Origin of the sequence: Veillonella sp. ZSJB6 (assembly GCF_051549505.1) — a bacterium.
In the GTDB taxonomy this organism is placed as follows: Bacteria; Bacillota; Negativicutes; order Veillonellales; family Veillonellaceae; genus Veillonella.
The window spans coordinates 1-238 of record NZ_JBPUGE010000177.1 but is presented as its reverse complement, the minus strand read 5'-3'; the positions used below and the strand labels follow the sequence as shown (position 1 = coordinate 238).

The following is a 238-nucleotide window of genomic DNA, read 5'->3' as shown; positions in this document are numbered from 1 at the left end:
CGATGATCCACTCACGTCACATCAGATTTTTAAGACCACATATATCTTTCTTATTAACAACCCATTTCCTAGCACTGTGGTATGAAGTCAATCGTACTGAAATGACACCTATATATCGTTTGGTAGATAAAATCGACAACAAATCATTCTTATACATTCAACTTGGTCGTAAAACATCGTACTGAAACAACATTATCGCTGAATTTGGTCGCGAATCGTCGTACTGAAACGACACCTC

General features: G+C 37.4%; 1 protein-coding gene. It reads left to right on the top strand.

Annotated elements, in window-relative coordinates; translation table 11 throughout:
* On the top strand, window positions 1-185 hold a 185-nt coding region (locus tag ACSV5T_RS10340; RefSeq protein WP_438321090.1), incomplete at its 5' end, for a hypothetical protein.
* Window positions 186-238: the final 53 nt, after the last annotated feature.